The organism is Hydrogenivirga caldilitoris, assembly GCF_003664005.1.
Taxonomy (GTDB): domain Bacteria; phylum Aquificota; class Aquificia; order Aquificales; family Aquificaceae; genus Hydrogenivirga; species Hydrogenivirga caldilitoris.
Map to the genome: position 1 here is coordinate 1,715,595 of NZ_RCCJ01000001.1, position 23,731 is coordinate 1,739,325.

21 protein-coding genes, 9 tRNA genes and 3 rRNA genes are annotated in these 23,731 nt (G+C 48.7%); 20 read left to right on the plus strand and 13 right to left on the minus strand.

The features are described from left to right. The first annotated feature begins 33 nt into the window (after positions 1–33). From BCF55_RS09430 to topA, 3 genes are read left to right on the plus strand one after another with little or no spacing between them, the layout of a single operon-like run. On the plus strand, positions 34–525 hold the full coding sequence (locus BCF55_RS09430; RefSeq protein ID WP_121013077.1) for a hypothetical protein: 492 nt from the start codon (positions 34–36) through the stop codon (positions 523–525). Next, positions 526–1,635 (plus strand): MFS transporter, encoded by a 1,110-nt coding sequence (locus BCF55_RS09435; RefSeq protein WP_121013078.1) that lies wholly within the window; start codon positions 526–528, stop codon positions 1,633–1,635. Then, positions 1,632–3,239: a type I DNA topoisomerase gene (topA, locus tag BCF55_RS09440; protein WP_121013079.1), complete on the plus strand. Its 1,608-nt coding sequence runs from the start codon at positions 1,632–1,634 to the stop codon at positions 3,237–3,239. The genes BCF55_RS09435 and topA overlap by 4 nt, the downstream gene beginning before the upstream one ends. Positions 3,240–3,241: 2 nt before the next feature. On the opposite strand, the gene BCF55_RS09445 is transcribed toward topA, so the two are convergent. Continuing rightward, a tRNA-Phe gene (locus BCF55_RS09445) sits at positions 3,242–3,314 on the minus strand. 34 nt (positions 3,315–3,348) lie between these two features. Here BCF55_RS09445 and BCF55_RS09450 point away from each other — a divergent pair. Beyond that, entirely contained in the window at positions 3,349–4,725 is a 1,377-nt protein-coding gene (locus BCF55_RS09450) for an MBL fold metallo-hydrolase RNA specificity domain-containing protein (RefSeq protein WP_121013080.1), read from the plus strand. Here BCF55_RS09450 and BCF55_RS09455 read toward each other — a convergent pair. Further along, positions 4,726–4,802, minus strand: a tRNA-Arg gene (locus BCF55_RS09455). Between the two features lie 216 nt (positions 4,803–5,018). On the opposite strand from BCF55_RS09455, the gene BCF55_RS09460 reads away from it, so the two are divergent. The 5 genes from BCF55_RS09460 to rrf all read left to right on the plus strand — a co-directional run bounded on the left by BCF55_RS09460 (position 5,019) and on the right by rrf (position 9,986). After that, positions 5,019–6,588, plus strand: a 16S ribosomal RNA gene (locus BCF55_RS09460). A 79-nt stretch (positions 6,589–6,667) separates the two neighbouring features. Then, a tRNA-Ile gene (locus tag BCF55_RS09465) sits at positions 6,668–6,741 on the plus strand. Positions 6,742–6,757: 16 nt separating this feature from the next. Further along, positions 6,758–6,830, plus strand: a tRNA-Ala gene (locus BCF55_RS09470). A 48-nt stretch (positions 6,831–6,878) separates the two neighbouring features. Then, positions 6,879–9,830, plus strand: a 23S ribosomal RNA gene (locus tag BCF55_RS09475). 38 nt (positions 9,831–9,868) lie between these two features. Next, a 5S ribosomal RNA gene (gene rrf / locus BCF55_RS09480) occupies positions 9,869–9,986 on the plus strand. Together the 16S, 23S and 5S rRNA genes with 2 tRNA genes alongside form the textbook arrangement of a ribosomal RNA operon. 18 nt (positions 9,987–10,004) lie before the next feature. Here the strand turns inward: rrf and serS are convergent. The 10 genes from serS to BCF55_RS09530 all read right to left on the minus strand — a co-directional run bounded on the left by serS (position 10,005) and on the right by BCF55_RS09530 (position 17,382). Next, a complete protein-coding gene (gene serS / locus BCF55_RS09485; protein ID WP_121013081.1) occupies positions 10,005–11,276 on the minus strand; it encodes a serine--tRNA ligase in 1,272 nt (423 codons plus the stop codon). Between the two features lie 11 nt (positions 11,277–11,287). Continuing rightward, entirely contained in the window at positions 11,288–12,106 is an 819-nt protein-coding gene (locus BCF55_RS09490; RefSeq protein ID WP_121013082.1) for a GGDEF domain-containing protein, read from the minus strand. Between the two features lie 31 nt (positions 12,107–12,137). After that, positions 12,138–12,575: a DsrE family protein gene (locus tag BCF55_RS09495; RefSeq protein ID WP_121013083.1), complete on the minus strand. Its 438-nt coding sequence runs from the start codon at positions 12,573–12,575 to the stop codon at positions 12,138–12,140. Next, positions 12,572–12,763, minus strand: coding sequence for a hypothetical protein (locus tag BCF55_RS09500; RefSeq protein ID WP_121013084.1), 192 nt, complete (start codon positions 12,761–12,763; stop codon positions 12,572–12,574). Before BCF55_RS09500 ends, BCF55_RS09495 begins: the two co-directional genes overlap by 4 nt. Then, positions 12,763–13,182, minus strand: coding sequence for a DsrE/DsrF/DrsH-like family protein (locus BCF55_RS09505; RefSeq protein ID WP_121013085.1), 420 nt, complete (start codon positions 13,180–13,182; stop codon positions 12,763–12,765). The genes BCF55_RS09500 and BCF55_RS09505 overlap by 1 nt, the downstream gene beginning before the upstream one ends. Before the next feature lie 62 nt (positions 13,183–13,244). Continuing rightward, positions 13,245–13,820, minus strand: a complete 576-nt coding sequence (locus BCF55_RS09510) for a TetR/AcrR family transcriptional regulator (protein WP_121013197.1) — start codon at positions 13,818–13,820, stop codon at positions 13,245–13,247. Beyond that, positions 13,813–14,322, minus strand: coding sequence for a thioredoxin fold domain-containing protein (locus tag BCF55_RS09515; RefSeq protein WP_121013086.1), 510 nt, complete (start codon positions 14,320–14,322; stop codon positions 13,813–13,815). Before BCF55_RS09515 ends, BCF55_RS09510 begins: the two co-directional genes overlap by 8 nt. Continuing rightward, the gene (gene ispH, locus BCF55_RS09520; protein ID WP_121013087.1) at positions 14,298–15,170 is read right to left on the minus strand and encodes a 4-hydroxy-3-methylbut-2-enyl diphosphate reductase; all 873 of its coding nucleotides are present in this window, start codon (positions 15,168–15,170) and stop codon (positions 14,298–14,300) included. Before ispH ends, BCF55_RS09515 begins: the two co-directional genes overlap by 25 nt. A gap of 24 nt (positions 15,171–15,194) precedes the next feature. After that, positions 15,195–15,845, minus strand: coding sequence for a phosphoribosylglycinamide formyltransferase (gene purN, locus BCF55_RS09525; protein ID WP_121013088.1), 651 nt, complete (start codon positions 15,843–15,845; stop codon positions 15,195–15,197). Continuing rightward, on the minus strand, positions 15,838–17,382 hold the full coding sequence (locus BCF55_RS09530) for a hydantoinase B/oxoprolinase family protein (protein ID WP_121013089.1): 1,545 nt from the start codon (positions 17,380–17,382) through the stop codon (positions 15,838–15,840). The genes purN and BCF55_RS09530 overlap by 8 nt, the downstream gene beginning before the upstream one ends. 59 nt (positions 17,383–17,441) lie before the next feature. On the opposite strand from BCF55_RS09530, the gene BCF55_RS09535 reads away from it, so the two are divergent. Next, positions 17,442–19,154: an EAL domain-containing protein gene (locus BCF55_RS09535; RefSeq protein ID WP_121013090.1), complete on the plus strand. Its 1,713-nt coding sequence runs from the start codon at positions 17,442–17,444 to the stop codon at positions 19,152–19,154. Here BCF55_RS09535 and BCF55_RS09540 read toward each other — a convergent pair. Next, complete coding sequence (locus tag BCF55_RS09540) at positions 19,141–20,379, minus strand: EAL and HDOD domain-containing protein (RefSeq protein ID WP_121013091.1); 1,239 nt, start codon at positions 20,377–20,379, stop codon at positions 19,141–19,143. The two genes, BCF55_RS09535 and BCF55_RS09540, sit on opposite strands and share 14 nt — an antisense overlap. 94 nt (positions 20,380–20,473) lie before the next feature. On the opposite strand from BCF55_RS09540, the gene BCF55_RS09545 reads away from it, so the two are divergent. The 10 genes from BCF55_RS09545 (at position 20,474) to rplK (ending at position 23,727) form a co-directional block, all read left to right on the plus strand. After that, positions 20,474–20,546: transfer RNA gene (locus BCF55_RS09545), tRNA-Thr, on the plus strand. Positions 20,547–20,557: 11 nt separating this feature from the next. Next, positions 20,558–20,644: transfer RNA gene (locus BCF55_RS09550), tRNA-Tyr, on the plus strand. Between the two features lie 3 nt (positions 20,645–20,647). Next, positions 20,648–20,723: transfer RNA gene (locus BCF55_RS09555), tRNA-Gly, on the plus strand. A gap of 4 nt (positions 20,724–20,727) precedes the next feature. Beyond that, positions 20,728–20,800 (plus strand) — tRNA-Thr (locus BCF55_RS09560). Between the two features lie 79 nt (positions 20,801–20,879). Beyond that, positions 20,880–22,097: an elongation factor Tu gene (tuf, locus tag BCF55_RS09565; protein ID WP_121013092.1), complete on the plus strand. Its 1,218-nt coding sequence runs from the start codon at positions 20,880–20,882 to the stop codon at positions 22,095–22,097. A gap of 14 nt (positions 22,098–22,111) precedes the next feature. Further along, positions 22,112–22,270: a 50S ribosomal protein L33 gene (gene rpmG, locus BCF55_RS09570; RefSeq protein ID WP_121013093.1), complete on the plus strand. Its 159-nt coding sequence runs from the start codon at positions 22,112–22,114 to the stop codon at positions 22,268–22,270. 1 nt (position 22,271) lies between these two features. Further along, positions 22,272–22,344 (plus strand) — tRNA-Trp (locus tag BCF55_RS09575). 14 nt (positions 22,345–22,358) lie between these two features. Beyond that, positions 22,359–22,553, plus strand: a complete 195-nt coding sequence (gene secE, locus BCF55_RS09580; protein ID WP_121013094.1) for a preprotein translocase subunit SecE — start codon at positions 22,359–22,361, stop codon at positions 22,551–22,553. Continuing rightward, positions 22,553–23,278, plus strand: coding sequence for a transcription termination/antitermination protein NusG (nusG, locus tag BCF55_RS09585; RefSeq protein WP_121013095.1), 726 nt, complete (start codon positions 22,553–22,555; stop codon positions 23,276–23,278). The genes secE and nusG overlap by 1 nt, the downstream gene beginning before the upstream one ends. 11 nt (positions 23,279–23,289) lie before the next feature. Then, positions 23,290–23,727, plus strand: coding sequence for a 50S ribosomal protein L11 (rplK, locus tag BCF55_RS09590; RefSeq protein WP_121013096.1), 438 nt, complete (start codon positions 23,290–23,292; stop codon positions 23,725–23,727). Positions 23,728–23,731: the final 4 nt, after the last annotated feature.

A 23,731-nucleotide genomic window follows, 5' to 3' on the forward strand; every position in this document is an offset into this window, starting at 1 on the left:
CGTGGGAGTCCGTATAAATTTTCCTCTTGAGTTATGGAGGTGTCCCCCTATTACATACTTCTTGCTAAGTTGGAGGAGGAGATTTCCTTTCAGCGAAAGGTTATAAACACCTTCCTCTTTGTCCAGCAGAAACCCTCTCCTGAGATAACGCTGAAAACCATAGACATCCTGCGTAGGTTGACTCAGGGTTTTCGTTTAATTGCCCTTGTTATGGACGAGATGGAGTCTGTAACCGACAAGTACATGAAGGAGCAAGCTCTCCTCCTGAGTTCAGAAAGTCTATCGCTTGCCTCGCTCCTCCTTCCAGCTTTAGAGTCTCTATCTCCGATATTCCTTGAAAGCTTGAGGGTTTACGATGAGCCTATCCTTGATAGGATAGAAGCGGTTGCAGAATTCATAGAAAACTCAATGCAAAACTATGAAGAGCTTGCCACTGACGAGCTTGCTCAGACGATAGAGGACATAATGAGAACCCTTGAGTATCACATAAAACTCGGTGAGAAAGCCGTTGGCAAGATAGTGTGAATGGGCAAAAACATATGGATAGTTGGGGCGGTCAGCTTCCTCACCGATAGTGCAACCTCAATAGTAACATCAACCCTTCCTCTGTTCGTTGTTTATGTCCTTAGGGAGGACGTTGAAAAGCTTGGTGTGATCGTTGCCGTGGCAACTTTCATCTCTTATGCTTTCCGTGTATTCTTTGGCTATATATCTGATAGGTATAGGGTGGCTAAACCTCTGGTAGTGTTTGGCTACAGCCTATCGGCTATCAGTAAACCTCTCTTTTACTTTGTCTCTGACTGGAAAGGTGTAGCATTCCTCAGGGGTATGGACAGGCTTGGGAAAGCTGTAAGAAGTGCCCCTAGAGATGCCCTCCTTTCTATGACAAGGGGTGAAACCGGAAGCGGGAGAGCCTTTGGTATTCACAAGGCTTTTGACGTGGGTGGGGAGACAGCCGGAGCTCTCGTTGCGATGGGGGCATTAATAACGCTTGGAAGCGGTGAGGAGACCTTCAGACTTCTTTATCTCATGACTCTCATCCCCGGAGCGCTTTCCCTGCTCCTCCTATTCTTCGTTGTGGACGTGCCCAAGTCTGTCAATACACAGACACCAAGTCTGGTCAGAGACAAACACCTAATCCCATTCCTGATATACGTTTTCATAACGGTTTTCTTCGTTTGGGACAACGCCTTTTTCCTTGTAAGGGCAAAAGAGATGGGTTGGCAGGATGCCTTGGTGCCCGGCTTTATCGTAGCCCTCAACCTAACCCAAACCCTCTCAAGTTACCCTGTAGGGGTACTCATTGATAAATTCTCCCCAGAGCTGGTTTTTAGGTTTTCTATCTTCTTTGGCTTTCTCTCAATGGTCTTTCTAAAGCTTGGATTTATGGTTGTTTCTTGTTTGTTTCTTGGCATCCATATGGTGAGTTTATTCAACTCGGTCCGCAGCTTAATCTCTGAAAAAGCCACAAACAGAGCCACCCTTTACGGGGTATTTTACGGTGGCTATGCCGTGGCTGGCTCTGTTGGAAGCCTACTGACTGGCTTCCTCTGGAACAGGTTGGGCTTTGATTTGGCGATAAATGTCTCTATCGTAGGACTCTTCTTCCTTATTCTTTTAAAATCCTTTAAATGAACCTCTTTATAGTTGAATCGCCCACCAAGGCAAAGACCATACAGCGGTATCTTGGAAAGGAGTTTATTGTGAGAGCTACCTTCGGTCATGTAAAGGACCTTCCTCAAAGAGAGCTCGGTGTAGATGAAGAAACCCTGGAAGCCAAGTATGTCTATGTTAAGGGGAAGAAAAAGGTGATTGACTCCCTTAAAAAGCTTGCCAGGAGTGCTCAGGTTGTCTATGTGGGAACCGACCCCGATAGAGAAGGTGAAGCTATAGCTTACTTCGTTGAGCAGGAGATTCTGAAGGTCAACAAGAATGTAAGGAGAGCTGTTTTCTATGAGATAACACCTTCGGCTATAAGAGAGAGTATTCGGAATGCCGGTGAGCTGAATATGAATATGGTTTATTCCCAGTTTGCCCGCAGGATACTTGATAGACTCATAGGTTATAAGGTCTCACCTCATCTATGGAAGGCTTTCAGGAACTACAAGCTGTCGGCAGGAAGGGTGCAGTCACCCGCCCTCAGGCTTATCGTTGACCGAGAAAGGGAGATAGAGAGCTTCAAGGTGAAGAAGTATTACTATGTAAAGGCTCTACTTGAGAAGGATGGACACCTTTTTGAAGCCACATACGATTACAGGTATGAGAACCCTTCCGATGCGAAGCTTTTAGCTGAGAGGATAAAGGACGGTGTTTGCGCTGTGGTTGGGGTTAAGAGAAAGGAGGAGAGAGTACCTCCCCCCAAACCTTTTATTACATCAACACTCCAAAGTGACGCTAATGCAAAACTCGGCTTTCCTACCGAGAAGACCCAAAGCCTAGCCCAAAAACTCTACGAGTGGGGTGTCATAACCTACCCAAGAACGGACAGTTATAGAATGAGTTCCACCAAGGCGAGGGAATTCATGGAGTATATAGCCCAGAAGTTTGGACAGGAATACGTGGGAAGATTAAGGAAGTTCAAGGAGAAACCCATATCTCAAGGAGCTCACGAGTGTATAAGACCTACAGGTATAAAGGAAAGAACCTTGAGCGGGGACTACGGAGTTCTTTACAGGCTTATACTTTCAAGAACCCTGGCTAGCCTTATGTCTGAGATGCTTTTGGAAAAACGAGAAGTTGACGTTGAGGTCAGCTCACCTAAACTTAAGACCCCACTGGTTCTTAAAGCAAAAGGACTTGAAGTGAAATTTGATGGTTGGAGCAGGGCTTATCCAGCAGATATAAAAGAGGAAAAACTCCCCGAATTGAAGGAAGGCGAACTCCTTAAACTTGTAAAAGTGTTCATTGAGGAAAAGAAGACACAACCCCCTCCCAGATATACCGAGGGAAGCCTGGTCAGGACCTTAGAAAAGCTTGGCATTGGGAGACCATCAACCTATGCCACTATAGTTAAGACACTCAAGCAGCGAGGCTACGTCCACTTATACCGGAAAAGCTTAAAACCAACGGAGGTTGCCTTTTTAGTGGTGGACTACCTTATGGAGCATTTCCCGGTGCTTATGGATTATAGCTTTACCGCTTATATGGAGAACTCTTTAGATGAGATTGAGGAAGGAAAAAGGTTCTGGAAGGACGTGGTGAGAGAATTCTTTGGAAAGGTAATGAGCGGTGTGGTTTAATGTGGCCCAGGGCGGAATCGAACCGCCGACACCCCGGTTTTCAGCCGGGTGCTCTACCAACTGAGCTACCGGGCCTCAAGATTAGATATTATAGCCCTATAATAGAGCTATGACAATAAAGATAACTCCGTGTGGTGCGGCAAAGGGTGTTACCGGAAGCTGTTATCTCCTTGAAGCGCAGGGCATAAAGCTTCTTATTGACTGCGGCTTGTTCCAAGGCGGAGAGGAGGAAAGGAACTATGATCCTTTTCCCTTTGACCCTTCGGAGATAAGTTACCTCATTCTCACCCATGCCCATATAGACCATTGTGGAAGAATCCCCCTACTTGTAAAAGAAGGGTTTAAGGGGAAGATACTGTGCACGAGACCAACAGCTCAAATCGCAAGGATAATGCTCCTTGACGCTGCAAGGGTCATGAATGAGACTTATAAAAGCAAGTTAAAAAAGGCAGAAAGGTTAGGTGAGGTAGTCAACCCACCTATTTATGAAGAGATGGATGTATTGGAAAGTTTTGACCTGTTCTCTCATCCGTATTTGGAATACGACAAATTTTACGACCTGGCTCCGGCTTTTAGGTTTAGGCTCAAAGATGCAGGACATATTCTAGGCTCCGCCTTTGTAGAATTTGATGTAGGAGGAAAGAGGGTAATCTTTTCAGGAGATTTAGGGAATAAGAACAAGCCTATTGTCAGAGACCCTTCCCCTCCATCAACTGCCCAAGCGGTATTTATAGAGACAACCTACGGAGACAGGAATCATAAAAGCTTTAAAGAGTCAAAGGAAGAGTTTGAGGACGCTGTCCTAAAGACACTATACAGAGGGGGAAATGTCCTTATACCTTCCTATGCCCTAGAAAGGGCTCAAGACATCCTATTTGTTCTGCGGGAAATGTATGAGAGAGATATACTTCCGGAATGCCAAGTTTTTTTAGACAGCCCTCTTGCCATAAGCGCTACGAAATTGTTCCTCCAGAATCCCGATTTTTTTGACGAAGAGACTTATAGAATTTTTAAGGAAAGAGACCCCTTCAACTTTCCATACCTTAAATTCACAAGGGATGTTGAAGAGTCTAAGAAGATAAACGATATAAAAAGCGGAGCGATAATAATAGCCGGAAGCGGTATGCTTACCGGTGGAAGAATACTTCATCATCTCAAGCATAATCTATGGAGGGAGGAGTGTAGTCTTATATTTGTTGGATATCAACCAAAAGGTACTTTAGGCAGGAGGATAATTGAAGGTTCTGAAAAGGTTAAGGTATTGGGAGAAGAGATAGCGGTAAGAGCGGAAATCTATACCATAAACGGTTTCTCCTCTCATGCGGGTCAAAAGGAGCTCACGGAATGGCTCTCCCATACTGAAAGACCTAAGGTTTATCTGGTTCACGGGGAGGAAGAAAAAATGAACATATTTGCAGACCATATAAAGAATGAGCTCTCCTTAGAAAGTTTTATACCCGAGTTTGGTATGCCGATAGAAATATGATGGCGTCCCCGGGAGGACTCGAACCTCCGACCTCGAGATTAGGAATCTCGCGCTCTATCCGCCTGAGCTACGGGGACAGCCAAGGAAAAAGTATAAGCTCTACAGAGGGGAATTTCAAGAAATAAGCTAAAACCTCTTGACACCTCCAAAGGCAGGTGATATATTAATAGACCGCGTCAAAGAAGTAGCGAGTCCCGAGAGGCTCGCCTGGCTCCTTGGCAACTGAATAGGGAGAAGGAACTCTCAGAAACTGGGGTTCTTTGAATTTGGATTTTGATTGCTTGTGCCCTATTTCCATGAAGAGTTTGATCCTGGCTCAGCGCGAACGCTGGCGGCACGCCTAACACATGCAAGTCGTGGGGCATCAGACCCTCCTTCGGGAGGGTGCTGGCGACCGGCAAACGGGTGAGTAACACGTGGGTAACCTACCCTCAGGAGGGGGATAACCCCGGGAAACCGGGGCTAATACCCCATAATGCCAGGCGCCACTGAGGTGTCCTGGTTAAAGGGGGCCTCTGCTTGCAAGCTCCCGCCTGAGGATGGGCCCGCGGCCTATCAGGTAGTTGGTGGGGTAATGGCCTACCAAGCCTATGACGGGTAGCCGGCCTGAGAGGGTAGCCGGCCACAGCGGGACTGAGACACGGCCCGCACCCCTACGGGGGGCAGCAGTGGGGAATCGTGGGCAATGGGCGAAAGCCTGACCCCGCGATGCCGCGTGCGGGAAGAAGCCCTTCGGGGTGTAAACCGCTGTCAGGAGGGACGAAGGGACTGTGGGCTAATACCTCACAGTCTTGACGGTACCTCCAGAGGAAGGGACGGCTAACTACGTGCCAGCAGCCGCGGTAATACGTAGGTCCCGAGCGTTGCGCGGAGTCACTGGGCGTAAAGCGTCCGCAGCTGGTCGGGTAAGCGGGATGTCAAAGCCCGCCGCTTAACGGCGGAACGGCATCCTGAACTGCCTGACTTGAGGCACGCCCGGGCAGGCGGAATTCCCGGGGTAGCGGTGAAATGCGTAGATCTCGGGAGGAACACCGAAGGGGAAGCCAGCCTGCTGGGGCTGTCCTGACGGTCAGGGACGAAAGCCAGGGGAGCGAACCGGATTAGATACCCGGGTAGTCCTGGCCGTAAACCATGGGCGCTAGGGCTCGTCCTTCTGGGCGGGCTCGCAGCTAACGCGTTAAGCGCCCCGCCTGGGGAGTACGGGCGCAAGCCTGAAACTCAAAGGAATTGGCGGGGGCCCGCACAACCGGTGGAGCGTCTGGTTCAATTCGATGCTAACCGAAGAACCTTACCCGGGCTTGACATGCCAGGGTCACCTCTGCGAAAGCGGAGGGTTTTCGTTCCTCTGGAGCGAACCCTGGCACAGGTGGTGCATGGCCGTCGTCAGCTCGTGTCGTGAGATGTTGGGTTAAGTCCCGCAACGAGCGCAACCCCTGCCTCCAGTTGCTACCCCTTTTGGGGAGCACTCTGGAGGGACTGCCGGCGATAAGCCGGAGGAAGGTGGGGACGACGTCAGGTCAGTATGCCCTTTATGCCCGGGGCCACACAGGCGCTACAGTGGCCGGGACAATGGGATGCGACCCAGCAATGGGGAGCCAATCCTTAAACCCGGTCATGGTGCGGATTGTGGGCTGAAACTCGCCCACATGAAGCCGGAATCGGTAGTAACGGGGTATCAGCGATGTCCCCGTGAATACGTTCTCGGGCCTTGCACACACCGCCCGTCACGCCACGGAAGTCGGTCCTGTCGGAAGTCCCCGAGCTAACCCGCAAGGGAGGCAGGGGCCGATGATAGGGCTGGCAACTGGGGCGAAGTCGTAACAAGGTAGCCGTAGGGGAACCTGCGGCTGGATCACCTCCTTTATAACGGAGATATTATCTCAACTACTGTTTAGTCCATAGGATGAGAGTTCCTTCTCCCTATTGAGTTGTTTGCAAGGCAGGGCCTCTAGCTCAGTCGGTTAGAGCGTGCCCCTGATAAGGGCAAGGTCCCAGGTTCGAATCCTGGGAGGCCCATATTGGGGGCATCTTAGGGGATGTAGCTCAGCTGGGAGAGCGCCTGCTTTGCAAGCAGGAGGTCGCGGGTTCAAGTCCCGCCATCTCCATAGGCTCCTTGGCAACTGAATAAGTCTTCCTCTCCAATTAAGGTAGGTATGCAAGTTAGTAAAGGCTCGGGGTGGATGCCTCGGCAGCCGGAGGCGATGAAGGGCGTGCTAAGCTGCGAAAAGCCGGGTGGAGGCGCAAAGAGCCTTTGAGGCCCGGATGCCCGAATGGGGAAACCCGGCAGGCGCCAAGCCTGTCATCCCGCTTCGGCGGGAGGTCACACGGGACGAAGCAAAACCTTTTAGTAGTCCCAGGAAAGGAAATCAACCGAGACGCCCTCAGTAGCGGCGAGCGAACGGGGCATAGCCCAAACCCTGTGGGTGCCATGGCGGCGGCCTTAGCCCACAGGGGGTAGCGGGACGCATCCGGAGAGGTCCGCCGACCTCTCGGGGAGTTACAAAACTTCCACCTAACCGAAGTCCGCTGGAATGCGGCGCCATAGAAGGTGAAAGCCCTGTAGGTTAAAGGTGAGAAGTCTCCCTGGGATGCGCTCCCAAGTACCACGGCCCACGTGAAAGGTTGTGGAATCTGGGGGGACCACCCTCCAAGGCTAAGTACTACCGGCTGACCGATAGCGTATAGTACCGTGAGGGAAAGGTGAAAAGAACCCCGGAAGGGGAGTGAAATAGAACCTGAAACCCCGAGTCTACAATCCAGTGGAAGGGTCCTTGTGGCCCGACTGCGTGCCTTTTGCAGAATGAGCCAGGGAGTTGTCTTCAGGGGCTAGGCTAAGCCGTTAGGCGAAGCCGTAGCGAAAGCGAGTCCGAATAGGGCGCTTAAGTCCCTGGGGGCAGACGCGAAGCGGGGCGATCTACCCTTGCCCTGGGTGAAGGACGGGTAAAACCGTCTGGAGGCCCTAAGGGGTCGGTGCTGCAAAACCGTCCTGTGAGGTGAGGGTAGCGGTGAAAAGCCAATCGCGCCCCGTGATAGCTCGTTCTCCCCGAAATGCATCGACGTGCAGCGTCGTCTGTTCCTTCCCGGGGGTAGAGCCACTGGTTGGGCTAGGGCCCCGAGAGGGGTACCGAACCCTGCCAAACTCCGAATACCGGGAAAGGTAAGACGGCAGTGAGTCTCCGGGGGATAAGCTCCGGAGGACAAGAGGGGAACAACCCAGACCGCCGGTTAAGGTCCCTAAATCCGGGCTAAGTGGTAAAGGAAGTCCACCTCCTAAGACAGCCGGGAGGTTGGCTTAGAGGCAGCCACCCTTTAAACAGTGCGTAACAGCTGACCGGTCGAGGGGGTGGGCGCCGAAAATTTAGCGGGGCTCAAGCCCGGTACCGAAACCGCGGGTCAGCATCTCCTCCGGGAGGTGCTGGCGGTAGGGGAGCGTTCCCTGTGGGCTGAAGTCTCACCGTGAGGTGGGATGGACTGCAGGGAAGTGAGAATCCTGGCATGAGTAGGAGCGAAGGCAGGTGAGAAACCTGCCCGCCGGAAGCCCAAGGTTTCGGTGGCAATGGAAATCAGCCATCGGTTAGCCGGGACCCTAAGGCGAGGCCGATGAGGCGTAGCCGATGGGAAGCGGGTCAACATTCCCGCGCCAGCTGTGTGGAGCCAGAGTCGTGACGCAGGAGGCTAGCCTGGGCCCGCTATGGAATGCGGGTGTAAGGTAGTAGGGGGGAGGCGTAGGCAAATCCGCGCCTCCATAACCCCGAGAGCCGATGCGGTAACTCGGGTGACGCCACACTGCCAAGAAACAACGGCGCTGGCTTTGAAGCACAGCTGCCCGTACCGGAAACCGACACAGGTGGGCTGGGTTAGGAGCCCAAGGCGTCGGGGGAACTCTCCTCAAGGAACTCGGCAAATTGGCCCCGTACCTTCGGAAGAAGGGGTGCCCATGGGGGTGTAGTCCCTCGCGGACGAAGCTTCTGTGGGTCGCAGTGACCGGGCGGTGCCGACTGTTTACCAAAAACACAGGACTACGCAAACCCGAAAGGGGATGTATGTGGTCTGAAGCCTGGCCAGTGCCCGAAGGTTAAAGCCCCCGGTGATGAGCTGGGGGTTTAAGCCCGGGTAAACGCCGGCCGTAACTATGACGGTCCTAAGGTAGCGAAATTCCTTGTCGGGTAAGTTCCGACCTGCATGAACGGCCCAACGAGTGCCGCGCTGTCTCGAGGAGAGTCCCGCCGAAATTGTAATGCCGGTCAAGACGCCGGCTACCCGCGGCAGGACGGAAAGACCCCGTGAAGCTTCACTGCAGCCTGACATTGAGTTCTAGCCTGTCCTGCGCAGGATAGGTGGGAGGCTGGGAAGCCCGCCCTCCGGGGCGGGTGGAGCCGCCGGTGAGATACCACCCTGGGCAGGCTGGAATTCTAACCCAGCCAGGTGAACCCCTGGCGGGGACCGTGTCAGGTGGGCAGTTTAGCTGGGGCGGCTGCCTCCTAAAAGGTAGCGGAGGCGCCCAAAGGTACCCTCAGGCGGGTCGGAAATCCGCCGTAGAGTGCAAGGGCAGAAGGGTGCCTGACTGTGAGACCGACAGGTCGAACAGGGGCGAAAGCCGGGCCTAGTGACCCACCGGCTCCATGTGGAAGGGCCGGTGATCAGCGGATAAAAGCTACTCCGGGGATAACAGGCTAATCTCCCCCGAGAGCCCACATCGACGGGGAGGTTTGGTACCTCGATGTCGGCTCCCCCCATCCTGGGGCTGAAGCAGGTCCCAAGGGTTGGGCTGTTCGCCCATTAAAGGGGGACGCGAGCTGGGTTCAGAACGTCGCGAGACAGTTCGGTCCCTATCCGCCGCGGGCGCAGGAGCCTTGAGGGGGTCCGTCCCTAGTACGAGAGGACCGGGATGGGGCAGGCTCTAGTGTACCGGTTGTTCCTCCAGGAGCAGCGCCGGGTAGCTATCCTGCTACGGGATAAGCGCTGAAAGCATCTAAGCGCGAAGCCCACCCCAAGATAAGGGCTCCCTGAAGGGCCCCGGAAGACTACCGGGTTGATAGGCCGCAGGTGGAAGCTCAGCAATGGGTGTAGCCGAGCGGTACTAATAGCCCGTCCGACTTGCATACCTACCTGAGGAGAGGGAGACTTATTAAGTTGCCAGTTCCCCGGTGCCAATAGCGGAGGGGAAACACCCGGTTCCATTCCGAACCCGGCAGTTAAGCCCTCCAGCGCCGATGATACTGTGCCGGACCGCGGCACGGGAAAGTAGGTCGGTGCCGGGGTTAAAAACTAAAATATTTTTATCCTATGACCTCAACACCTAAATAGTCCCTCAGAACTTCCGGTACTTCAACGCTCCCATCCTCTCTCTGATAGTTCTCAAGTATGGCGGCAAGAGTTCTTCCCACCGCAAGTCCAGAGCCGTTGAGTGTGTGAACGAACCTGTTCCTACCCGTTCTTGAGTCCTTGAATCTTGTGTTCATCCTCCTTGCTTGAAAGTCCTCACAGTTAGAGCAGGAAGATATCTCCCGGTACTTGCCCTGAGATGGGAACCAGACTTCTATATCGTAGGTTTTGGCTGCGGAAAATCCCAAATCTCCTGTGCATAGCTCAACAACCCTGTAGGGAAGACCCAGAAGTTTTAAGACTTCCTCTGCATCGGCAGTAAGTTTTTCAAGCTCATCGTAAGAGGTGTCCGGATGGACTATTTTAACGAGCTCTACCTTGTTGAACTGGTGCTGCCTTATTATTCCCCTTACATCCTTCCCGTGAGAGCCTGCTTCCCTTCTGTAGCAAGGTGTGTAGGCTGTTAGATATATAGGTAGGTCATCTTCACTGAGTATCTCCCCTCGGTAAAGGTTGGTGAGGGGGACCTCTGCAGTTGGAATTAGGTAAAGCTCATCTCTCTCACACTTGTAAAGGTCTTCTTCAAACTTTGGGAGCTGCCCTGTGCCTTCAAGTATATCTGGCTTGACCAGGTGTGGGGGCAAAATCTCCTCATATCCTTTATCCCTGTGAAGGTCAAGCATAAAGTTTATGAGGGCTCTCTCAAGTCTTGCACCCCAGTTTCTTAAAACCGTGAATCTGCTGCCGGACAGTCTTACCCCTCTGTCAAAGTCCAAAATACCAAGAATTTCTCCGATTTCCCAGTGGGGTCTTGGTTCAAAGGTAAATTTTCTCGGTTCTCCCCATTTTCTTATTTCAACGTTGTCCTCCTCGCTCTCACCCTCAGGAACGCTCTCATGGGGTATGTTTGGTACCCAGAGCATCTTCTCCCTCAGACCCCTTTCCACCTTTCTTAGCTCCTCCTCAAGAGCATCTATTTTTTCTTTTATTTCCCGTACTTTCTCTTCTATCTCAGAGGCGTCTTTTCCTTCTTTTCTAAGCAGCCCTATCTCTTTACTCCTTTTGTTCCTTTCTGCTCTCAGGTTTTCAAGCTCCACCAAGATTTCTCTTCTCTTTGAGTCTAAGCTTAGAACATCGTCTATAAGTTCGGGTAGCTTCTTATCCCTTTTTGAAAGCCTTTCCTTTACGAGTTGGGTTTTTTTTCTTATCAGCTCTATATCCAGCATGGGTAGATATTTTAATCTACGGTGTAGAATTCCTCCTCGGTCTTGGCAACAGCTATGGTTCCTTCGCCGACGCTTTTGGCATAGTAAAGTACTTTATCCGCCCTTTCTATCATCTCCTCAACCTTTGTATCCTTCTCAGAGGATTCTATTACACCTAATGAGGCGGAAAGCTTTGTCACAAAAGGGATAGAGCTTATGCACTCCCTTATCCTTTTAGCAACCTTTATAGCCTCTTCCCTTCGGGTTTTGGGAAGGACAACGATAAACTCATCTCCACCGTAACGAACTCCGATATCAGCCTTTCTAAGGTAAAGTTTTATACACTGACCTACTTTCTTAAGCGCTTCATCTCCGGTAAGGTGCCCGTACTCATCGTTTATCTGCTTTAGGTTATCCATATCAATGAATAAAACGGAGAAAACCTCTCCATACCTTTTCCACATGTAGAAAAACTTATCTATCATGCCAGAGAGAAAGCTTCTGCTGTAGAGTCCAGTGAGGGCGTCAAAAACTCCAGACCTTATGATGGAGAGGTTCGTTATGTTTATTACCGATTCCCAGTATATCCCCCCGATTGGGAGTTTTCCATAAGTTCTTAGATAAACCTCAAAGTCTAAGGTTACAGTATCCACATTCTCTTCACCCGATAATATAGGACAGCTTATGTTGTACTCTGGGCAAGGTTTGTCCAGGTTATACAGGACCTGAAAACACTTTTTTCCTACCACCTCCCCAAGCATCATCTTGCCGGTGTCATTAAGTGAAGTTACCACATAGTTTCTGTTGATTAACACGACGGGAAGAAACTTTTCTAAATCCTCAATCCCCATAATCAATAATTCGGAACAGGAAAATTATAGGTTAAAAGGGCACAAATGCAAATCCTGAGTTCTGAAGCTCTATCAGAGTTATCCAGCTGTTAGGAACCGTTTCTATAAAGTCTGGAACACCGCTTATCTTTCCCCTGTCCATAGCTATCCTGCAGGCTTTCACCTCAACGTTGTAGAGCTCCTTTAGTGTTCTTAGCTGGCTCTGAATGAACTCTACTTTCCTTGCCTTCTTAGGAGGGAACCTCTTTAAGTCCTTCTCCACTATCGGTATACAGTGGGAGTGTATAGTGACGACGAACTTGTAATCCCTTCCTTCCCTTACAAGACTCTCTGCAGTCTTCTTTATAAGAGAAAGCCTCAGGCTGACCCAGTCAAGGTCTCCTACTGCACAGTCAAAGACAGCTTTAAGCTCTTTATCCTGGGCGAAAGAAAAAGAAACAACAGCAAAGAGAATCAACAGTAACTTCATAGTTCGCCACCTTCAAGGTTTACTAAACGACACGAGCCCTTCTTAAAGGCATCACAGAGCTCATCCCCTGGCTGTGCGCCTATGGAGCATTCCATACCCTTTAATACCTCCCACTCTTCTTCCGGATACATTTCGGGCGGGAGGTTCTTGACATAATAAACACAGCTCTTACAGATTTCTCTGCCCATCAGTACTGCATAAATATAGTCGCAGGTTCAGCCTTTTCCATGAGAAACCATGTAGCCCCTACTATTCCATCCGCTTCAGAGATAAGGTCTTTCTCCTCAACACCGAATATCTGAGCTGCGAGGCTACAGGCGTATAGATGGACCTTCCCGGTTTCTTTGAGTTTCTTAAAAATCTCGTGAAGGTCTGCCGGCAGTCCTGCCGCTTTCACTCTCTCTTCTATCATATCTACCGGTGTTCCAGTATGATCCGCCGAGGGCTTTACCGCTTCAACGCCCTGCTTGGAAAGGAGCCTTACAGCCCAGTTCACAAAGAGGATGTTCACCTCATCGTAGTCTGCTGCACCCAAGTAGGCAAAAGCCAGCGGGGTTAAAACCAAGTCATAGGCGTCTTGCCTCACAACCATAGCCATGGTCTTCATCTTCCACCTCCTTATTTAGGATAATACCGAACGTTCGGTATGTCAAGAACTTTTTTAAAAACTTAAGGAGAGAGGGACCTCCATACGCATTCCCCAAGGCTATCAGCGTATGAGGTTAACGGTTCCTTTATGACACCGTCCCACTTAAGTTGCATGAGACGAACAGGAGCAGCGGTTATACATACGGCGCAGAGCTCTGGGTCAATAGCTCGTATTCTCCCCTTATCTATCTCTTCTCTACAGAATTTCTTGAGAAGGTCCATCGGCTCTGCAGAACAAACAGGAACATCTAAAATTTCCCTGTGTTTGACGTAGAGAGCATACTCCATCGTGTACCTGTCCTCCTCCGCAAGTATAAGAAGCTCTCTTATCACACCTTTTATCTTCTCTCTTGCTCCTTCCCCTTCACGGAGAGCCTTTTCAAGTCTTTCTTTTATCTTTTCTACAGTTTCCCTGTATATCTCACCCGCTATCTCCTCCTTGCTTTCAAAGTGATGGTATAAAGCTCCTGTACTGACTCCGGCTTCTTTTGCTATGTCTCTCATGCTGGTGTTGAAGTACCCTTTCTCTACGAAGAGTTTCTTTGCTGTGAGGATTATGCTTCTCTTTGTCTGTTCCCCTGACTGTTTTTTACTCACCCTTGATCCCAAGCTCATTGAGGAGGTTCTGTGAAAAGCCTTCAATTATTTTGTTCTTCTCAGGAATTATATTGTAGGGAACACCGTTTACTCCCAGTCTGTCAACAACCTTAAGATGTTCCTCAATCAGGTCGCATTTACTTACATTCAGAGCCTTACCGTCCAGTTTTCCCAACATAACCTCATCAATAGCTTTGAGTTTGTCTTCTGAGCAGGCGATGTAATAAGACTTTTTTAGATTCTCCTCCCCCCAGGTCTTGAAGGGGAACACAAATATGTATACCTTCAATTTGTCCAGATGTTTGCGAAGCTCTTTCCACTCGGCTCTACAGTGGGGACAGTCTGGGTTTATAACTGCTATGAGCTCCTTATCCCCTTTCCCTACAACTATTGCCTTATCTTTTGGTATGCTGCTTATCTGCTCTTTGATCAACAGGTCGTAAAGACTGCCACCAAAAACGAGGGAGAACAAGCCTATTAGCAGTATGAGTGCTCTTTGCATATTTCCTTTATTTTACTCCTAACCTCTTCTATTATCCATCCTGGGGTTGAAGCTCCGGCGGTTATCCCGACTCTTTTTACACCTTCAAACCATGATGGGTTAAGCTCCTCTGAGGTCTCTATATGATAGGTGCGTTCGTTCAGGGACTTTGCTATACTGTAGAGCCTTCTCGTATTTCCACTGTTTTTGCCACCTATAATTATCATCACATCAACCTCAGGGGCGAGGGTGTATACGTCCTCCTGTCGCACCGAAGTAGCGTTGCATATAGTGTTTATAACCTTAAGCTCTTTAACCCAAAGGGAGAGCTCTCCTACGACCTCTTTGAAAAACCTTTCACTTTGAGTAGTCTGGGAAACGACCCCAACCTTTTCGTGTCTGAAAGCCTCCTGTAGGTCGTCCATGCTTTCTACAACTATACCTTTGCCGTTGCATTCTTTGAGGTAGCCTAAGGTACCTATAACCTCAGGGTGGTTCTTTTCCCCTACGAGAACTATAAAGTATCCTTCTTGGGAAAGTTTACATACGGCTTCATGAACAGCTTTAACGTATGGGCAGGTAGCATCTATAACTCTTAACCCTTTTTCCTTTAACTCCCTTTCCTTTTCTGGAGGTATTCCATGCGAACGGATTATTATCGCGTCACCCTCTTGCAACTCTTCATTTTCAAGGGGTTTTATCCCTATACTTTTTAACCTTCCTACTTCCTGAGGATTATGGATTATCGGACCTAGGGTAAAAACTCTCTTTCTATTCTTTACGAGATGGGAGCTTTCTTCTGCGAGTTTAACAGCCCTCTTTACCCCAAAACAGAAGCCCGCGTTGGGTGCTACGATTATCTCAACCATGACCAGATAAAAATTATATCCCTTTCAAAATTTCTCAAGTTCTGGATTTACAGGAAGGGAGCCGTACTTCGCTCCTTCAATTACCAGGAGCCTCCCCTTCATGCTTACGCGTCCTTCTGAAAACCACTGAATCGCTTGAGGAAGTACCCTGTGTTCGTAACTGAGTATCCTCCTGGAGAGAGTTTCCTCGTTATCCTCTGGAAGAACTGGTACAACAGCTTGAACTATAACCGGTCCACCATCAACACTTTCATCCACAACGTGAACTGTACATCCAGAGAATTTTGCTCCGAACTCTATAGCCTGCCTTTGAGCGTTGAGTCCCTGGAAGGCTGGGATTAGGGAGGGGTGAATATTTATAACCCTATTGGGGAAGTGGCTGAGGAATGTATTTGACAGAATCCTCATAAATCCTGCGAGCACTACCAGTTCCACCCCTTTATCTTTGAGCTTTGAAGCGATAGCCTTCTCAAAGTCCTCTTTTGAGGAGAAATTCTTCCTCTCAACAATTTCACTCTTTAAGTTGTGTTTTTTGCACCTCTCTAGGGCGAGGGCTTTAGGGTTATCTGATATTACAAGCTCTATACTTGCATTAAGCTTACCTTCCTCTATACTGTCAATTATTGCCTGAAGGTTTGATCCCCTACCAGACACCAGAACTCCTATTCTAAGCATATCCACCTCCTCCTGGTGTCTCTATCCTCAGCCCGTCACCTTTCTTGAGCCTAATTGAAAACTTGCCGGACATAGACTCTCTCTTTCCGCCTTTTATAACGGTGTTCTTCCCTACCATACCGGGCTGTCCACCAAACAAACCGTAAGGGGGAGTTCTCCTCCTCTCCGAAAGGACGGTAACTTCAACTTCTGAAAGAAACTCTATCTCCCTCACTATTCCATCTCCTCCTCTTCTAAGTCCATCTCCTCCTGAGTTTCTTCTCACAGAATACTCCCTCACTATAAAGGGAAAAGAGTGTTCCATAGCTTCTACCGGGGTGTTCATAGTGTTGGTCATGTGGGAGTGGACTGCGCTCTCCCCATTCCCACCGTACCAGGCTCCCATTCCACCTCCTATAGTCTCATAGTAGGTGAAGCTTTTCCCTGTCCTTGGGTCAACACCGCCTATGGCAACGTTGTTCATGGTTCCCTGGCTGGCTGCTGGTACATATTCTGGTAGCGCTTTTGCCAGGGCTCCCAGGACTACGTCTACTATTCTCTGGGAGGTTTCCACGTTCCCTCCAGCAACCGCCGCAGGAAAGTTAGCATCCAGGATAGTACCTCTTTTGGTTATAACCTCTATAGGTGCAAAACATCCATCATTGGTGGGAGCGTCCTCGGGAAGTAGGCACCTGAAAGCATAGTAGGTTGCAGATAGAGTTATGGCTTTGACGGCGTTCATGGGTCCTTGGGTCTGGGGATCGCTCTCCGAGAAATCAACACTGACCTCACCACCCTGCACCTTTAATCTAACCCTTATAGCTATGTCCTTTGTTCCGTATCCGTCATCTTCCAAATAGTCTTCAAACTCGTAACTCCCATCGGGGATTCTCTCTATCGCTTTACGCATAAGTTTTTCTGAATAAGCGAGCAGCTCTTCACACAACCTTTCCGTTTCCTCTCCGTAAGTGTCCAGCAGGCTTACAGCCCTCTCAATACCTACCCTGTTTGCCATTATCTGGGAGCTTAGGTCACCGATCCTCTCCTCGGGTGTTCTGACGTTTGCAGTTATTATGGACAATATATCCTTCTTTATTTCCCCTTTCTCCACAAGCTTTACGGGGGGAATTATCAAGCCTTCTTGAAATAAGGAGTTTGATAGAGGCATTGAACCAGAAGACATACCACCTATATCGGCGTGATGTGCCCTATTTGCCACATAGAACCTGAGTTCACCCCTGTAAAAGACCGGAGCTACCAAAGTGATGTCCGGAAGGTGAGTCCCGCCCCTGTATGGGTCGTTTAGAATCACCATGTCCCCTTCTTCCATCGGAATTGTATCAATTGCCTTCCTTACAGACATAGACATTGAGCCAAGGTGAACCGGTATATGTTCAGCCTGAGCAACGAGCTTGCCTTTACGGTCAAAAACTGCACAGGAGAGGTCTTTTCTCTCCTTTATGTTCGGCGAGAAGGCGGTTCTTTGGAGGACTAATCCCATCTCCTCAGCTATGGAGGAGAGCCTGTTTCTGAATACCTCAAGGAGAAGGTAAGACATTGAAAAGAATTATAAGTTAAAGCTCCAGACCAGCTGCCGATAATCTAAACTTGATAGGCATGTGTAAAGAAGATGAGCTAAAGAGGCAGATAAAGAAACTTAAGGAAAAACTTTTTTTAATGTCAAAGGTTCTAAAGTATATGAATGAAGGAGTTGTGATAGTTGACAAGGAAGGGAGGATAAAGAGTGCTAACGAGGCTTTCTTGGACATAACCGGTCTAAAGCTTGAGGGTGTGTACGGGACAAAACTATCGGAGCTTGACCTTAAATGGGAGGGTTACCCCTCCTTTCAAGAGGTCATGGATATTCTTTTATCGGAGGGTTTGTGGAAGGGGGAGGTCTGGGGCGTGCATAGAGGTGGAAGACCCTTCTCCACAGAAGCAACCATAGTTAGGGCTGACGAGGATAACTACGTGGTTATATTTTTAGACACTACCGATAAGAGAAGCCTTGAAGCTAACCTCCGTTCACTTGCCTACTATGATTCCCTAACAGGACTTCCCAACAGGGCTTTACTTTACGAACACATATCACAGCTGATCTTTCATGCAAGGGAGGAGAGAAAAAGACTTGCCGTTATATTCATTGATATAGATAACTTTAAGCTCATAAACGATACCCTGGGACATGACGTAGGAGATAACCTCCTTAAGGCGTTCGCTCAGAGGCTAACCTCTTACTTCCCAAAGAACACTATGGTTGCCCGTTTTGGGAGCGATGAGTTTGTAGTTGTCTTGGATACGGTGCCAAGTGTTGATTTTATTGAGGACCTTGTAGCCGGTTTTGTAGACAGTGTTTCAACACCCTTTTTCATAGAGAAGCAGAAGATATATATAACCGTTACGGCAGGTATAAGTATATACCCAATAGATGGCAATGATCCCCAGACTCTGCTTAGGAATGCGGATATAGCTATGCACCATGCGAAGGAACTTGGGAAGAGCTCTTACAAGTTCTTTACCAATGAGCTCAACCTTAAGGTGAGTGAGCGTTTTACCCTTCAAGCTGAGCTTAGAGACGCCTTAGAAAAGGAAGAATTCGCCCTGTACTATCAACCTCAATTTGAACTTCATACAAACAGTATCGTAGGAGTAGAAGCTCTTATTCGCTGGCACCATCCCGATAGGGGGGTTATACTCCCTGGCAGGTTTATGCCAGTGGTTGAGGATACGGACCTTATAATCCCATTGGGGTATTGGGTATTAAAGAAAGCCTGCGAAGATGGAAAGAGGCTGGTTGAGGAGGGTTTTCCTCTTAAGATTGCTGTGAATATATCAGCTAAGCAGCTTTCTTCGGAGAATTTCCTCCAAAGGCTCAAGGATATTCTCAACGAGACGGGTTTTAGCCCCGAGTACCTTGAGATGGAAATAACTGAAAGCGTTTTGATGAAGAACAAGCAACAGGCTGCAGATATTCTCAGGGAGCTTAAAAAATTGGGTATATCTATAGCCATAGATGACTTTGGGACAAGTTATTCCTCCCTTAACTATCTGAAGTACTTTCCGGTGGATAAGTTAAAGATAGACAGGTCTTTTATAGGTGATGTAATATCTGACCCTAACGATGTTGCCATAGCCACCACTATAATAGCCATAGCCCATAACCTCGGTCTCAGGGCTACCGCTGAGGGCGTTGAAACTGAGGAGCAACTGATTTTCCTTAAACTCTGGCAGTGCGATGAAGCTCAAGGGTTCTACTTTTCTCCTCCGGTGACACTGGACAGCCTGATAGATATGCTCAAGAGTGAAAACTTTAAGATTAAAGGTGTATAACTGTATCAGCCATTATGTAACTTCTGTTCGCTATATCCAGAATCTCTTCGGGTTTGAGCCCAGTATGTTCTGACACGCTCTTCAGGAATTTTAATCCTTCGGCTGTTTTAGCTTTCTTAATCTCCTGCTCCATCTCCTCTATAACTGAAGCCATGCTTAGAAGCTTTGCCATCTTACTCCCTTTATCAAGGAACGCTGAGATTATTAAGTCGTCAACGTTAACTTCCATGAGAAATTCGGGTATGTTTACATCAAGGATTCGGTCTATGAGAGAGAACAGTCCAACGAGGTATGCTTCACTTGTGTGGTCGGGCATTATGCTCTTTGCAAGTTCTTCCATTACTTTTGCCCTCACGAGAGCCTTTCTCCACAACTCTGGGTCTTTAACTGTGGCGTAGTCATTTATTGCAAGGACAATTATAAAGTTCTTTATATTTTTCAACCCAAAGTAAACCGCTGCCTGTTCAATACTGCTGATTTTCTTTCTCAGGGCGAAGAAGGCTGAGTTTATAAAGCGAAGGAATTTTGCACTCAAGCCCACATCGGTTTCTATAACCTTTGCGAACTCCTTTGGAGTTTGAGCTGTGTTCATCAGGACAAGAAGTCTTAAAAGGGTGCTCTTCAGGAAGGGAGCAAGCTTTATCTGCTTGAGTTCCTCGGGAGGGCTTACATAATCTCCCTCAATGTAATCAGCAAAAGCAATGAACCTGTCGTAAAGCTCCTTAGAATCAACACCGCTCACAAATACTTTTTTCCCGATGTTCTCTATCTGAGATATATCCTTTATCTCTGCCGTCTTCGCATCAAACTCTATCATGTCTGCGAGTTTTATTATGTCTAAGTGCTGCTTTAAGAGAGAATAGTGAACCGCAATTGTAGCTTCCTCACTACGAAGCCTCTCAATGCTCTCTACCGCATGTGTATACACTACTTTTCCGAGACCCACGGTAGCAGGGTACAATTTGAAACCCGTAAGCCTGGGGTTCAAAAGTTCAAAGGCTTTTACAAGAAGCGTGTCTATTGGTAAAGTTATAAAAACCTTCTTCCCCTCTCCTACCCTGTCCAATCCGTACTCTGCCAATGTTCGTATGCTTATAATAGCCAGTTTATTCTCAAGTATTTCTTTAGGGAGCTCACTTTCGTATAAAGGTTCAACATAAAACTCATAGGCAAATAAGTTGCCTTCCCGGTCTAGGATAGCCCTTCTGTATACACTAAGGTCCATGCCAGATAAATCGTCCCCTCAGCGGTATTTATTAAATTACTAGTATAAACCTTGACGGAGTCTGAGCCTTAAATTAAAATTATCCTTTGTGTCTGCTGGCGTAGCTCAGTCGGCAGAGCGCGGGATTTGTAATCCCGTGGTCGCGGGTTCAAGTCCCGCCGCCAGCTTTTAGCTGGTAGGAGGGGTTGCCGAGCGGCCAAAGGCAGGGGACTGTAAATCCCCCGGGCTCCGCCCTGCGCAGGTTCGAATCCTGCCCCCTCCACCAGTAGCGGGTGTAGCTCAGTTGGTAGAGCAGCGGCCTTCCAAGCCGCAGGTCGCGGGTTCGAGTCCCGTCGCCCGCTCCATAAAGCCCAGGTAGCTCAGTCGGCAGAGCACACCCTTGGTAAGGGTGAGGTCGCCGGTTCAAGTCCGGTCCTGGGCTTAAACTATTTGTATTTTCAATAAAAAGGATTTATTATATTCTGTTAGCTCAAAATACCTATACGGAGGTATGAACGGAGATGGCTAAGGAGAAATTTGAGAGGACGAAGGAGCACGTGAACGTAGGGACAATAGGGCACGTTGACCACGGGAAGAGCACCCTCACCTCTGCCATAACCTGCACGTTAGCGGCAGGGCTTGTAGAGGGGGGAAAGGCAAAGTGCTTTAAGTACGAGGAGATAGACAAAGCTCCTGAGGAGAAGGAGAGAGGAATAACCATAAACATAACCCACGTTGAGTACGAGACAGCCAAGAGGCACTATGCACACGTTGACTGTCCTGGGCATGCGGACTACATCAAGAACATGATAACGGGTGCAGCCCAGATGGATGGGGCTATACTTGTTGTGTCAGCAGCAGACGGACCCATGCCCCAGACCAGGGAACACGTTCTTCTTGCGAGACAGGTTAACGTTCCCTACATAGTAGTGTTTATGAACAAGTGTGACATGGTAGATGATGAAGAGCTCTTGGAGCTTGTTGAGCTTGAGGTAAGGGAGTTACTTAGCAAGTACGAGTTTCCTGGTGATGAGGTACCTGTTATTAGAGGTTCAGCGCTTGGAGCTTTGCAGGAACTTGAGCAGAACTCACCTGGCAAGTGGGTAGAGGGCATAAAGGAACTCCTCAACGCCATGGACGAGTATATACCGACACCACAGAGGGATATGGATAAACCCTTCCTGATGCCCATAGAGGACGTGTTTACCATATCAGGAAGGGGAACAGTTGTTACTGGAAGGGTAGAGAGAGGGGTTCTCAAGCCTGGTGAGGAAGTGGAGATAGTAGGGCTTAGGGAGGAGCCACTCAAGACAGTGGCAACTTCAATAGAGATGTTTAGGAAGATACTTGATGAGGCATTACCTGGGGACAACGTAGGGGTGCTGCTTAGGGGAGTGGGTAAGGACGATGTAGAGAGGGGGCAGGTATTAGCGAAGCCTGGGACAGTGAAGCCCCACAAGAGGTTTAGGGCGCAGGTATACATACTGAGCAAGGAAGAAGGGGGTAGGCATACACCCTTTTTCCTCAACTACAGGCCCCAGTTTTACTTTAGGACAGCGGATGTGACAGGTACGGTGGTGAAGTTGCCTGAGGGAGTGGAGATGGTTATGCCTGGTGACAATGTGGAGCTTGAGGTAGAGCTTATAGCGCCTGTGGCTATGGAAGAGGGGCTTAGGTTTGCTATAAGGGAAGGTGGAAGGACCGTTGGTGCTGGTGTCGTCACTAAAATTCTGGATTGATAAGGAGTTAAGATATGGCTGTAGCCCGTGAAATTATCACTCTTGCCTGTACTGAGTGTAAGAGAAGGAACTACACTACTACAAAGAACAGACAGAAGCACCCTGAAAGGTTAGAGCTCAGAAAGTACTGCAAATGGTGCAGGAAGCACACCGTACATAGGGAGGTAAAGTAAAGGGGCAGTAGCTCAATTGGCAGAGCGCGGGACTCCAAATCCCGCGGTTGGGGGTTCAAGTCCTCCCTGCCCCGTATGGAAGAATCCCATGGAAAAGCTAAAGGTTTTCTTGCAGGGTGTAAGGTCAGAACTGAGAAGAGTTACGTGGCCCGACAGGAAACTCGTCACCAAAGCCACTATAAGTGTTATAATATTCTCTTTGGTTGTAGGAGTGTATCTTTGGGTTTTAGACCTTGCTTTTACTAAGATATTGTCTCTCATATTTGCGTTGAGAGGAGCTTGATGGAAGAAAAACAGTGGTATGCTCTTCAGGTTGAGGCAGGAAAGGAAGTAGCTGCTAAGGAGAACTTCCTTAAGGTCCTTGAGCTTGAAGGTTTGAAGGACCTGGTGGAACAGGTTGTGGTTCCTGCCGAAGAGAGGGTAGTTATAAGAGCGCAGGGTAAGGAAAAGTACAGGCTCTCTCTCAGGGGAAACAACAGAGACATAAGCGTCCTTGGTAAGAAAGGTGTTACTACATTCAGGATAGCAGATGGGAAGGTTAGCGTTGTTGAAACCGTTGAAGGTGACGATTGTCTCCAGTCTCCGCCCATATCCAAGCCTGGTCAAAAACTTATATGTAAGGACAACAGAACGGAAGCAAAGATAATCCTGGACAACAAGATGTTTCCCGGATACATACTTATAAAGGCTCATATGAATGATAAGCTCTTGAGAGCGATAGAAAAGACACCACACATATACAAACCGGTTCTTGTTGGAGGAAAGGTGGTCCCTCTGAAGGAAGAGGAGGTCAACAGGATACTTGAACAGGTTCAGAAAGGGGTTAAGACCAGGAAGGTTGAGTTTGAAAAGGGTGACCAGATCAGGGTTATAGAGGGTCCCTTTATGAACTTTACAGGTACGGTTGAAGAGGTTCATCCTGAGAGAGAAAAGCTCACAGTTCTTATAAGCATATTTGGCAGATTGACACCCGTTGAGCTTGACTTCACCCAGGTTGAAAAGATTTAGGAGGCTCAGAAATGGCTAAGAAAGCGGTAGGCAAGATAGAGTTGATGTTGCCGGCACAGCAGGCTTCTCCTGCACCACCTGTTGGTCCAGCCCTTGGTCAACATGGTGTGAACATAATGGAATTTGTAAAACAGTTCAACGCCGCCAGTAAAGATTTTGAACCCGGAACTGTAGTTCCGGTGGTGATAACCGTTTATCAGGACAGGAGCTTCACCTTTATAATGAAAACTCCTCCTGTCTCTTACCTTCTTAAGAAGGCTGCAGGTATAGACAAGGGTGCTGCTGACCCTAAAAGGCAGAAGGTGGGTAAGGTTACGATAAAGCAAATTGAAGAGATAGCGAAAACCAAGCTAAAAGATATGAATACCGATGACTTAAAGGCTGCCATGAAAACTGTGGCTGGTACAGCAAGAAGCATGGGTATTGAAATAGAAGGTTGGAAGGAGTAGAGCT

What these genes read in the sequence shown, in the direction of transcription:
- BCF55_RS09500 (WP_121013084.1), bottom strand. Translation starts at nt 12,763, where the DNA reads ATGGGCAGAGAAATCTGTAAGAGCTGTGTTTATTATGTCAAGAACCTC.
- BCF55_RS09450 (WP_121013080.1), top strand. Translation starts at nt 3,349, where the DNA reads ATGACAATAAAGATAACTCCGTGTGGTGCGGCAAAGGGTGTTACCGGA.
- rpmG (WP_121013093.1), top strand. Translation starts at nt 22,112, where the DNA reads ATGGCTGTAGCCCGTGAAATTATCACTCTTGCCTGTACTGAGTGTAAG.
- rplK (WP_121013096.1), top strand. Translation starts at nt 23,290, where the DNA reads ATGGCTAAGAAAGCGGTAGGCAAGATAGAGTTGATGTTGCCGGCACAG.
- BCF55_RS09515 (WP_121013086.1), bottom strand. Translation starts at nt 14,322, where the DNA reads ATGCAAAGAGCACTCATACTGCTAATAGGCTTGTTCTCCCTCGTTTTT.
- BCF55_RS09530 (WP_121013089.1), bottom strand. Translation starts at nt 17,382, where the DNA reads ATGTCTTACCTTCTCCTTGAGGTATTCAGAAACAGGCTCTCCTCCATA.
- ispH (WP_121013087.1), bottom strand. Translation starts at nt 15,170, where the DNA reads ATGGTTGAGATAATCGTAGCACCCAACGCGGGCTTCTGTTTTGGGGTA.
- serS (WP_121013081.1), bottom strand. Translation starts at nt 11,276, where the DNA reads ATGCTGGATATAGAGCTGATAAGAAAAAAAACCCAACTCGTAAAGGAA.
- tuf (WP_121013092.1), top strand. Translation starts at nt 20,880, where the DNA reads ATGGCTAAGGAGAAATTTGAGAGGACGAAGGAGCACGTGAACGTAGGG.
- BCF55_RS09490 (WP_121013082.1), bottom strand. Translation starts at nt 12,106, where the DNA reads ATGGGGATTGAGGATTTAGAAAAGTTTCTTCCCGTCGTGTTAATCAAC.
- BCF55_RS09505 (WP_121013085.1), bottom strand. Translation starts at nt 13,182, where the DNA reads ATGAAGACCATGGCTATGGTTGTGAGGCAAGACGCCTATGACTTGGTT.
- secE (WP_121013094.1), top strand. Translation starts at nt 22,359, where the DNA reads ATGGAAAAGCTAAAGGTTTTCTTGCAGGGTGTAAGGTCAGAACTGAGA.
- BCF55_RS09435 (WP_121013078.1), top strand. Translation starts at nt 526, where the DNA reads ATGGGCAAAAACATATGGATAGTTGGGGCGGTCAGCTTCCTCACCGAT.
- BCF55_RS09540 (WP_121013091.1), bottom strand. Translation starts at nt 20,379, where the DNA reads ATGGACCTTAGTGTATACAGAAGGGCTATCCTAGACCGGGAAGGCAAC.
- BCF55_RS09495 (WP_121013083.1), bottom strand. Translation starts at nt 12,575, where the DNA reads ATGAAGTTACTGTTGATTCTCTTTGCTGTTGTTTCTTTTTCTTTCGCC.
- BCF55_RS09430 (WP_121013077.1), top strand. Translation starts at nt 34, where the DNA reads ATGGAGGTGTCCCCCTATTACATACTTCTTGCTAAGTTGGAGGAGGAG.
- purN (WP_121013088.1), bottom strand. Translation starts at nt 15,845, where the DNA reads ATGCTTAGAATAGGAGTTCTGGTGTCTGGTAGGGGATCAAACCTTCAG.
- nusG (WP_121013095.1), top strand. Translation starts at nt 22,553, where the DNA reads ATGGAAGAAAAACAGTGGTATGCTCTTCAGGTTGAGGCAGGAAAGGAA.
- topA (WP_121013079.1), top strand. Translation starts at nt 1,632, where the DNA reads ATGAACCTCTTTATAGTTGAATCGCCCACCAAGGCAAAGACCATACAG.
- BCF55_RS09535 (WP_121013090.1), top strand. Translation starts at nt 17,442, where the DNA reads ATGTGTAAAGAAGATGAGCTAAAGAGGCAGATAAAGAAACTTAAGGAA.